Annotated in this window: 6 protein-coding genes, 1 tRNA gene and 1 pseudogene; 5 read left to right on the forward strand and 3 right to left on the reverse strand. The window is 72.3% G+C overall.

What is annotated here, in order from left to right:
- Positions 1-75: 75 nt before the first annotated feature.
- Positions 76-954, reverse strand: a complete 879-nt coding sequence (locus tag HCJ92_RS18930) for a RimK family alpha-L-glutamate ligase (protein ID WP_167934814.1) — start codon at positions 952-954, stop codon at positions 76-78.
- Between the two features lie 298 nt (positions 955-1,252).
- Here HCJ92_RS18930 and HCJ92_RS18935 point away from each other — a divergent pair.
- The 3 genes and pseudogenes from HCJ92_RS18935 to HCJ92_RS18945 all read left to right on the forward strand — a co-directional run.
- Positions 1,253-2,025: pseudogene (locus HCJ92_RS18935) on the forward strand (IS5 family transposase); the annotation flags it as partial.
- A complete protein-coding gene (locus HCJ92_RS18940) occupies positions 1,971-2,207 on the forward strand; it encodes a hypothetical protein (protein ID WP_245241001.1) in 237 nt (78 codons plus the stop codon). The pseudogene HCJ92_RS18935 and the gene HCJ92_RS18940, both read left to right, overlap by 55 nt.
- Before the next feature lie 11 nt (positions 2,208-2,218).
- Complete coding sequence (locus HCJ92_RS18945) at positions 2,219-2,806, forward strand: class IV adenylate cyclase (protein WP_167934815.1); 588 nt, start codon at positions 2,219-2,221, stop codon at positions 2,804-2,806.
- Between the two features lie 91 nt (positions 2,807-2,897).
- Here HCJ92_RS18945 and HCJ92_RS18950 read toward each other — a convergent pair.
- Positions 2,898-2,971: transfer RNA gene (locus tag HCJ92_RS18950), tRNA-Thr, on the reverse strand.
- 103 nt (positions 2,972-3,074) lie between these two features.
- Here HCJ92_RS18950 and HCJ92_RS18955 point away from each other — a divergent pair.
- Positions 3,075-3,764, forward strand: a complete 690-nt coding sequence (locus tag HCJ92_RS18955) for a histone deacetylase (RefSeq protein ID WP_167934816.1) — start codon at positions 3,075-3,077, stop codon at positions 3,762-3,764.
- A gap of 236 nt (positions 3,765-4,000) precedes the next feature.
- Here HCJ92_RS18955 and HCJ92_RS18960 read toward each other — a convergent pair whose 3' ends face one another.
- Entirely contained in the window at positions 4,001-7,183 is a 3,183-nt protein-coding gene (locus tag HCJ92_RS18960) for a glycoside hydrolase family 3 C-terminal domain-containing protein (RefSeq protein WP_338054258.1), read from the reverse strand.
- 746 nt (positions 7,184-7,929) lie between these two features.
- Between HCJ92_RS18960 and HCJ92_RS18965 the strand changes: the two genes are divergently transcribed.
- On the forward strand, positions 7,930-9,585 hold the full coding sequence (locus tag HCJ92_RS18965) for an extracellular solute-binding protein (RefSeq protein WP_209311320.1): 1,656 nt from the start codon (positions 7,930-7,932) through the stop codon (positions 9,583-9,585).
- Positions 9,586-9,759: the final 174 nt, after the last annotated feature.

The following is a 9,759-nucleotide window of genomic DNA, read 5'->3' on the forward strand; positions in this document are numbered from 1 at the left end:
GGATCTCCAGCATCGTGCGCAGCAGTCCCGCCGCGTATGTGTCGGTCACACTCCCGGCCGGAGTGACAGCCTCCTTCATCTCCGCACCCGATCCAGCAGATGACCCACGACCCGATCCGCGACATCCACCCGACCGGCGAGCGCGGACTGGAAGCCGGTGAACTCGACTCGGTGGTTGACTTCCAGGACCAGCAACCGGCCGTCCCGGTCCTCGATCAGGTCGACACCGGCGATGTCAGCGCCGACAGCAGCAGCCGCGTCGACAGAGAGCTTGTCGATCTCCGGAGTCACCTCGCACGGCTTGGCCTGACCACCGAGAGCCACGTTCGTTCGCAGGGAGTCCCCCGTGCGGTACACGGCACCCAGCACCTGGCCACCGACCACGACCACCCTGATGTCCCGACCGGGCTTGTCGATCAGTTCCTGCACGTAGCCGAGGTGCGACTGCGGCCCGGGCAACGCGGCAGCGTACTCCAGTACGCCCTCCGCGGCGGCCCGGTCAGCGAAACGAACGATCAACCTGCCCCACGAACCGACCAGTGGCTTGATCAGAGCGGGATAGCCGATCTCCTCCAGGGCCGCCAGCGCGGCCTGCGGAGTGAGAGCGAGCGCCGTACGCGGGGTCGCCACCCCCGCAGCCCCCAAGGCCACGGTGGAACGCCACTTGTCGCCGCACACCTCGGTTGCGTCCGCACTGTTGACCACCTGGACTCCTGCCGCGGTGAGACTGTGGGCCGCGTACGCCGCGCGGACCTGACCGATCTCCCGATTCAACGCGAGACCCCAGGGCACGCCACGCTCACCGGCCACGAACCACTGACGCCGCGTGTCCACATGCTCGAAACGGACACCGCGTCGGTCGAACGCGTCGAACAGCCTCTTCTCGTCCGCACCGACCCTGCTCGCGAGCACGGCGATTCTGCGACCGCCCGGGCGCTCTGGTGTCGCTGACACGTGACCTCCGTACTAGGACCACTGACCAACCCCGGACGGAAGAACCGACCTGTCGCACGGAACAGAAGCTACGAGCAAGCCGCCCCCCGAGCGTCCGCGGCAAGTTCAATCACCAGGACACGCCCCGCTGACCCTTCCCCGTGCGACTACGAACTCCGATTACTCGGCGCCGTTCGGACCTCTGCCGTCAGTGGCGCACCCTCAGCGGAGGTGTGAACCGTTACGAGCTCGTAACACGATCTTGTGATGTGGGGCTGGTGGGCGTGACCGGGGTGGCGGTTTGGCCGTTCGTGTTGGTGTGGGTGACAAGCCGTGGATCGTGTCGGATGAACTGTGGGCCCGGATAGAGCCGTTGCTGCCGCGGTGGCCGGAGCGGTCGCCGGGTCCGAGACCGCTGGATGACCGGCTGTGCCTGCAGGGCATCTTGTTCGTGCTCTACAACGACATCCGGTGGCATCACCTGCCTTCTGAGCTGGGCTTCGGGTCCGGGCAGACGTGCTGGCGGCGGCTGGGGCGGTGGCAGGAGGCCGGGGTCTTCGACCAGCTGCACCGCCTGCTGCTGGCCGAACTGCACGCCGCAGGTGAGCTGGAGTGGTCCCGGGCCTGCGTGGACGCCTCCCACATCCGGGCGAAAAAGGGGGTGCCGGGACCGGCCCGTCGCCGGTCGACCGGGGGAAGACGGGCAGTAAACACCACCTGATCTGCGACGGGAACGGCACACCACTGAAGGTGATCACCACCGGCGGCAACGTCAACGACGTCACCCAGACCCTCGCCCTCGTGGACGGCATCCCACCCGTCGCCGGCCGACCCGGCCGCCCCCGCAAACGACTCGACGCGCTCCTCGGCGACAAGGGCTACGACAGCAACCCCAACCGCCGCGAACTGCGAAAACGCCGCATCCTCCCGGTCATCTCCCGCAAAGGCCAGGCAGACATCCACGGCCTGGGCAAGCTCCGCTACGTCGTCGAGCAGACCTTCGCCCTCCTCCACCACTTCAAGCGCCTCGCAACCCGATGGGAACGCCGACTCGAACTCCACGACGCACTCGTCTCCCTCGCCTGCTCACTCACGAGCACTACACCTCCCCGGAACGTCTTCATCACCACTTCACCGGCGACTGGGAGATCCTGCTCACCCTGCGCACTACCGAGTTCACGGAGCACGCCCACGTCGGCCAGTTGCACGACCACACCCACCGCATGGGCATGCTGCTCGCGGCCCGGACATCCACCCTCACCTACCACTGCTGAGAGAAGACCCCATGAAGCACGAGTACGAGGCGAAGTTCCTGGCCGTCGACGTCGCCAGCCTTCAGAACAGACTGAGCGCAATCAATGCCGTCCAGGCGTTCCCCCGCACGCTCCTCACCCGCAAGATCTTCGAGAACGACTCCCTCGACGGCGGAGCCTGGATCCGCCTGCGGGACGAGGGCACCCGGTCGACCCTCACGCTCAAGCAGGTCACCGACGCCACGACGATCGACGGCACCAAGGAGATCGAGACCGAGGTCACCGACCTGCACGCCATGGCCGACATCCTGCGCCGGGTCGGCCTCACCGAGGTCCGCTACCAGGAGAACTACCGCGAGGAATGGCGCCTGGGCGAGGTCGTCTTCGACTTCGATACCTGGCCCGACCTACCCACTTTCCTGGAGATCGAAGGACCCGACGAGGTATCGGTACGCCAGGCCGCCGCCCTGCTGAACCTCGACTACTCCGAGGCCCGGTTCGGCAGCGTCGACGAGATCTACAAGAGCGAGTCCAGCCGCGACATCCTCGCCGAGCCCACGCTCCTCTTCTCCGAAGCTGAGAAGCGCCAGGCCTCTTCCGCAGGCGCACGGCGCGAGTGACTGCGGGCGGGGAGGGGCTGTGACGCCGCCGTCGCGTGCGCTGATACGGAAAAGCCCAGGTCACATGTGATGTGACCTGGGCTTCTGCCGGAGCCGCCTAAGGGAATCGAACCCTTGACCTACGCATTACGAGTGCGTCGCTCTGGCCGACTGAGCTAAGGCGGCGTGTTCCGGGGCAAGTCTACACACGTCCCGGAGTGGTCCGTGCGGGCCTCCGGGGGCGGGGCGGACGGCGTTCCGCGGCCGGTGGGAGCGAGGAGTGGAGTCCGTGGGCACAGGGACAGGAACAGGCACAGCGGCGGGGTGGGACGGGGGCCGGCTCTGGTACGCGGCGTACGGGTCGAACCTGCACGTTGCGCGGTTCGACCGGTACCGGCTGGGCGGGGAGCACCCCGGTGGTGCACGGGTCTACCCCGGGTTCCGGGACCCGTCGCCACCGGCCGGGACGGTTCCGCTGACGCTGCCCGGGGCGCTGTACTTCGCCACCGAGTCGCCGATCTGGCACGGCGGGCGGGCGTTCTACGACCCCGTTGCCGAGCCCGTGGGCGGCGGCAGGGCGGGAGGTGTGGCGGCGCGCGGGTACCTGCTCACCCGCGAGCAGTTCCTCGACCTGCTCGCCCAGGAGATGTACCGCCTCCCCGGCCAGGGGCCGGAGCCCGACCTGGCCGAGGCGGTCGCCACCGGCCGTACCCGTGCCGGGGACGGCCGGTACGAGACGGTGGTCAGCGGCGGGGAGATGGACGGGCTCCCGGTGCTGACGTTCACCGCGCCGTGGGGACTCGGCGACGTGCCCGGGAATCCGCCGTCGGCCGCCTACCTGCACCACCTGGTGGCGGGGTTGGTCTCCGCCCACGGCTGGAGCGCTGCGCGGGCCGCGGCGTACCTGGCGGCGTGCCCCGGCGCGGCCGGCCACTGGGAACCCGACGCGGTCGCCGCCCTGGTCACCGCGGAGCCCTGACCGGGGGCGAGCGAGAGGGCGCCCCCGGCGGAACGGTGGGGGAGGGCCGGCCCGACCTGCACGCCGATCCCCGAGCTGCCGGCCTGCTGCCCCCGACTCGACCGGCGGCCCTCGACCTGCCGGCCCGACCGCCGATCCCCGGCCCGTCGGCCCGGCCCCGACTCGACCGGCGGCCCTTGACCTGCTGGCCCGACGACCGGCCACGCACCCGGCCCGTCGGGTGCACCGCGCGCCCGTCAGGGGCGTTCCGCCGGTCGGCCTCCGAGGTGGAGGGTGAGCCGGTCGAGCCGCAGCGTGCCGTCGAGGGTGATCAGTACGTCGTGGCGGCCTCCCGCGCCGCCGACCGCCGTCAGGGCACCCGAACCGGCTACCGGTGCAGCCGACGCCGACGCCGCTGCGGACGCGTGCGCCTCGGTCAGTTCCGTCGATCGCTCCCGGTACCGGTAGGGGTCGGGCGGCTCCGGCGAGGCGCCGAAGGTGATGACGGCCGCCGTGGCGTCCGTGGGGACGGACAGCGTCCCCTCTCCCGGGGGCAGGAGTTGGACGGTGACGGTGCCCCGGCCGGAGCAGCGGGCGGTGAGACCGGTCGCCGCTCCGGTGTCGCAGTTCCGGAAGAGCAGCCGACCGGGCGCTCCCGGGTCGGCCGGGGCGACGGCGTCGCCGTAGGCGCGGGTGAGGTCGACCAGCTCGGTGCCCCACTGCTCGTCGAAGTCGGCGGCGACCAGGCCGCGGACCGCGGCCTGGTGCGCCACCGGGGGTTCGCCGGGCAGCTCCAGGGTGATGGTGCCCCGGGCGTCGTCGGAGGCGGCGCCGACGTCGATCGCGTACGGCCCGGCGCTGAAGGTCCACCGGTGGCGGGCGGTGTCCCAGTGCCCCAGGTCGGCCAGCGGCACGGTGACGCCGACACGCGCCGTGGCGCCGGCCTTGATCCGGACCCGGGCGAAGTCGAGCAACTGCCGCTTCGGGCGCGGCAGATGCGGCTCTCGGGCACGGCCGTAGAACTGCACGACCTCGTCGGCGGTCCGGCCACCGGTGTTGGTGACCTCGCACTCGATGCGGAGCTCGGCGCCACCGGTCGGGTCGTCCGGACCGTGCGGGCCGTCACCGTGCGGGCCGTCACCGTGCGGGCCGTCACCGTGCGAGCCGGAGCCGTCCGCGCCGCCCCCCTTCGGGCCCCCGTCCTCCTCGGGTGACCGGCCGTCCGGCGCGAGGCGGGTGACGGTCGGGGTGCCGTAGCGGAAGGTGGAGTACGACAGCCCGTGGCCGAAGGCGTACAGCGGCGTCGCCTCGCTGTACAGGTAGGTCTGCCGCGAGCCGATGATGTCGTAGTCCAGCAGGTCGGGCAGGTCGGTGTCGCGGGCGTACCAGGTCTGCGGGAGCCGCCCGGCCGGGGAGACGTCGCCCGCGAGGACCCGCGCCAGCGCGGTGCCGGCCTCCTGGCCGCCGTGCGCCGTCCACAGCAGCGCGGGGAGTTCGGCGTCCGCCTCGGGTACCGCGTACGGGTAGGACGAGCAGAGCACCAGCACCGTACGTGCGTTGACGTCGTGGACGCCGCGCCACAGCCGCTGCTGGTGGTCCGGCAGCCGCAGGGTGCTGCGGTCCTCGGTCTCGCGGCCGTTGATGTGCGGGTCGTTCCCGGTCACGACGACGACGGTGTCGGCGTTGGCGGCCTCGGTGACGGCGGCGGTCACGCCGTCCACCGTGGTCTCGACGGTCAGCACCGTCGCCCGCGCGGCGTCCAGCGGCACGCCGTCCGCGTCGGTGACGCCACCGCCCTCGGGTGCCAGGCGCAGGTGGCCGCCGCTGGCGATGTGGTGGAGCAGCCGCCGCGGCTCGGCGACCTCGTGCCCGTCCCGGACGGTCTCGCCCGGCACGGGCAGCAGGCGGAAGGTCTCGCGGACGATCCAGCCGCCGGGCTCGCGGGACGCGGCGCGCAGCACGCCGTCCTCGCCGGCCGCGAGGTACGGTCCGCCGGGCAGTCGCAGGGTGAGGACGCCGTCGCCCCAGTCGTCGACGACGAGTTCGGTCGCCTCGTCGGCGGTGCCCTCGACCACCGGCTGGGTCTCGGTACGGAGCGCCTGCGCCGCGGGCTCCGGCGCGGCGGCGGCGTCGCCGGGTCCCGCCGGGCCGGTGCCGTCGGCGGCACCGGTCGGGTCGGGTACGTGCAGGCCGCCGGTGGCGGTGCGCAGCCGGATGCGGTCGTTGCCGTCGTGGTGCCGGACGGCGGCGGAGCCGTAGCGGGCGCGGATGCCGTCGAGGGGGGTGATGGCGTACGGCGGGGTGCCGCTGTACCAGTCCAGTCTGCAGGAGTCGGCGAGCGGGCCGACCACCGCGATCTGCCGGGCCTCGGTCAGCGGCAGCAGCCCGTCGTTGCGGAGCAGCACGACGGCCTTCTCCGCCGCCTCGCGCGCCAGCGCCCGGTGGGCCGGGCGGTTCACGGCGCCGGTCGTGGCGTAGGGGTCGGTCTCCGGGTCGAACTCTCCCAGCATCAACCGGAGATGGAGAAGCCGTCGGGCGGCGGTGTCGATGTCGGCCTGGTCGATCAGCCCGAGGTCGAGGGCCTGGTGGAGCCGTGCCGTCATGGTGGCGGGGTCGTCGCCGTGGTCGGTGAAGCTGTCGACCCCCGCCCGCAGGGCGGCGGCGGTGGCCTCGGCGTGGGTGGCGAAGTAGTGCTCGGAGTCGACCAGGTTGGAGGGTGCGCCCGCGTCGGAGCAGACGACCAGCGGCAGGTCGGTCCAGCGACGCAGTTCGGTGGCGAGCAGCGGGGAGAGGTGGTTGGGGCGGCCGTTGACCAGGTTGTAGGCGGGCATGACCCCCGCGACGGCGCCGGCCCGGACCGGGCGGCGGAAGGCCCGCAGGTCGTACTCGTGCAGTACGCGGGGGCGGACGGAGGAGGAGGTGGTGTCGCGCCGGGTCTCGTTGTTGTGGGCGAGCCAGTGCTTGAGGACGGGGGCCGTGCGCCAGACCTCGGGGTGGTCGCCGCGCAGTCCGCGGGTGTAGGCGGTGGCCAGTGCCGCGGTGTGCGCGGGGTCCTCGGAGTAGCCTTCCTCGCCGCGTCCCCACAGCGGGTGGCGCAGGAGGTTGACGGTGGGGGACCACACGTTCAGCCCGACGCCGGGGTTCCCGCGCCGTTTGGCGCGGATCTCGTTGCCGACCATCTCGCCTGCTCTGCGCAGCAGTTCGGCGTCCCAGGTCGCGCCGAGCCCCACTGCCTGCGGCAGGACGGTGGCGGTGCCGGCCCAGGCGACGCCGTGGAGCGCCTCCTGGCCGGTGCGGAAGGCGGCCAGGCCCACGCGTTCCACGGCCGGGGCGTACTGGTGCAGCAGGGCGACGCGTTCCTCGGTGGTGAGGCGGTCGAGCAGCTCCTCGACGCGTTCGGCGGCGGTGGGCCGGACCGTGTCCGGGGTGCCGGGTGCGATGTGCCCGTCCGCTTCGGGGGTGTTGTGCCCGGTGGCGGGCGTGCCGGGCGCGTCGGCTGCCCCGGGGGCTCGGTGGTCGGTCACGGGCGGTCCTCACGTGCGACGGTTGCGTGGGAGTGCGGGGCCGGGCGTGGTGCGCCGCCGGTGGCGGCGTTCGGCGCCACCGGGCTTGTCTCCCGCCGACGGTGGGTCGCTGTCGGCGGTGGTGCGAGCGGCCGGCGTCGGCGTGCGTCTCGGATACCGCCGGTGCCGGTGCCGGTGCCGGTGCCGGTGCCGGTGCCGGTCGCGGGGGAGCGCGGCCGGCACCGGCATGGCGGTCGGTTCGGCAGCGGTGGGGCCGGGAGGGCGAGGCACCCCGGCGGAGTCGGGAACACGCCCGACCGGACCGACGAAGTCGAAGCGCTTCGATCGTGAGCCCGCCGTCACCTACTGTCAAGGGGGCCGGTGCGGTCGAGCGCGATGTCCGGTCCAACTCCGTAACGCATGACCAGAGTTGCACCGCCGGAAAGACGCTGCACGGCTCTTGTGCGTCACCGAGGGCTCACCCTAGCCTTCGCTGAAATCGAAGCGCTTCGAGCGCGATCCCATGGGATCGCTCCCATGGCGCGCCGTCAGCTGAACGTGCGGGGCTCGCCGCCGCCGTCGAAACGCTTCAACGGCCTCCTGCTCCCCGGGCCGCAGCTCTCCTGTTCGAGCCGACACGCGCGCCCCGTTCCGATCCGGCGCGCCCCCGAAGGGTTGACGCCATGACGACGAACGCCTCCGCCCCCAGCCGCCGTACCTTTCTGTCCTCGACGGCAGTGGCAGCGCTGGCCGTCGCCGGGGCCGGGCCGCTGCTCACCGCGTGCGGGGGTGGTGGTGGGGCAGGGGCGTCCTCCCGGGAGGGCGCCACCGCGGGGCGCGCGCTGCGCGAGCTGCTGCCCGACCACATCCCCTCCGGCCTGGTGGAGCCCGACTTCGCAGGAGTGGACGGCTCCAGCCCGGGGTTCACCCACCTGCCCGACCCGTTGGCGACCTCCGTTCCCGAACCCCGCGGCTCCGGAGCGAGCTTCCGCGTCATGACGCCGCTGTGGGGGACGGTGCCGCGGCGGGAGAACGACTACTACACCGCCGTCAACGAGGCGTTGGGCTCGACGCTGGTGTTCGACCCGCAGGACGGCAACACCTACCAGGAGAAGATCGGCGCGGTCCTCGCCGGCTCCGACATCCCCGACGCGGTGACCATCCCCGGGTGGAACATGCAGGGGCAGATCCGCAACGCCGTCACCTCCCGGTTCGCCGACCTCGCGCCCTACCTCGCGGGCAGCAAGGTCCGCGACTACCCCAACCTCGCCAACATCCCCACCGCCGCCTGGCAGTACTGCGTCTTCGGCGGCGCGCTGCGCGGGCTGCCGATGCCCGCGCCGGTGCTGGGCGACGCGATCTTCTACCGTCGCGACATCGTCGGTACCGGTACGCCGCCGGGGAGCGCGGACGACCTGCTGGCGTTCGGCGCGGAGTACACCGACGCGCGGGCCGGGCGGTGGGCGTTCGACGACCTGTGGACCGGCATCCAGAAGATCTTCGGCGTGCTGCCGGACGCCCCCTCCTACTGGCGCGAGGAGAACGGCCGGTTGGTGCACAAGATCGAGACCGAGGAGTACCGCGAGGCGCTGGCCTTCGCCCGCAAGCTGCACGACCAGAAGTACGTGCACCCGGACGCCGAGGCCAACAAGGACGCCGACGCCAAGATGCGGTTCACCGGCGGCCAGGTGCTGATGTACAACGACGGCACCGGCGGCTGGAAGGGCATGGTCAGCGAGCAGGGCGACGACTTCGACATGCAGCCGGTGGACTACTTCTTCCACGACGGCGGCGAGCCCCGGTTGTGGCAGGACCCGGCCGCGTCGATCTTCACCTTCCTCAACAAGGACCTGCCGGAGGAGAAGATCCGCGAGCTCCTGGCCGCCGCGGACTTCGCCGCCGCTCCCTACGGCACCCGGGAGTTCATGCTCACCTACTACGGCGTCGACGGCGTGCACCACGAACTGTCCAGCGGGGTGCCTGAGTTCAGCGAGCAGGGGTTGCAGGAGGCGCAGCCGGCGACGCTGGTCTTCCTCGCCTCGCCGCCGCACACGGTCGCCTTCCCCGACGAGCCGCAGCTGGTGGAGGACTACGCGGGGTGGATGGCGCGGCAGGCGCCCCACGTCAGCCAGCCGCTGTTCTTCGGCATGCAGGTGGTGGAGCCGCAACGCTACGCGACGCTCTACACGCCCTTCGACGACCTGCAGAAGGACATCCGGCGGGGTCGGAAGAAGGTCTCCGACCTCGAACAGGCCGTCTCCACCTGGCGGAACAGCGGCGGCGACGAGTTGCGCGACTGGTACCAGGAGCTGTTGGAGAGCAACGGCTCCGGCAACTGACCCGCGCCCCACGTCCGCCCACCGGGAGGAGCTCAGGTTGAGTCCGCGCACCGACACCGACACCGACGCGGCCGGCGACGGCCCGGAGCCGCCGGGGGGCGGCGGGCACCCCGCGGACGCGGCCGGGGGCGCCGTACCGGCGGCCTTACCGGCCGCCGGTCCGACGGCCCCGGC

The sequence above is a fragment of the Streptomyces spiramenti genome, assembly GCF_012034385.1.
Lineage (GTDB): Bacteria > Actinomycetota > Actinomycetes > Streptomycetales > Streptomycetaceae > Streptomyces > Streptomyces spiramenti.

Bases quoted from the DNA above. Each gene is read 5' to 3' on its own strand.
- HCJ92_RS18965 (WP_209311320.1), top strand. From the start codon at position 7,930: ATGACGACGAACGCCTCCGCCCCCAGCCGCCGTACCTTTCTGTCCTCG.
- HCJ92_RS18940 (WP_245241001.1), top strand. From the start codon at position 1,971: ATGGGAACGCCGACTCGAACTCCACGACGCACTCGTCTCCCTCGCCTG.
- HCJ92_RS18945 (WP_167934815.1), top strand. From the start codon at position 2,219: ATGAAGCACGAGTACGAGGCGAAGTTCCTGGCCGTCGACGTCGCCAGC.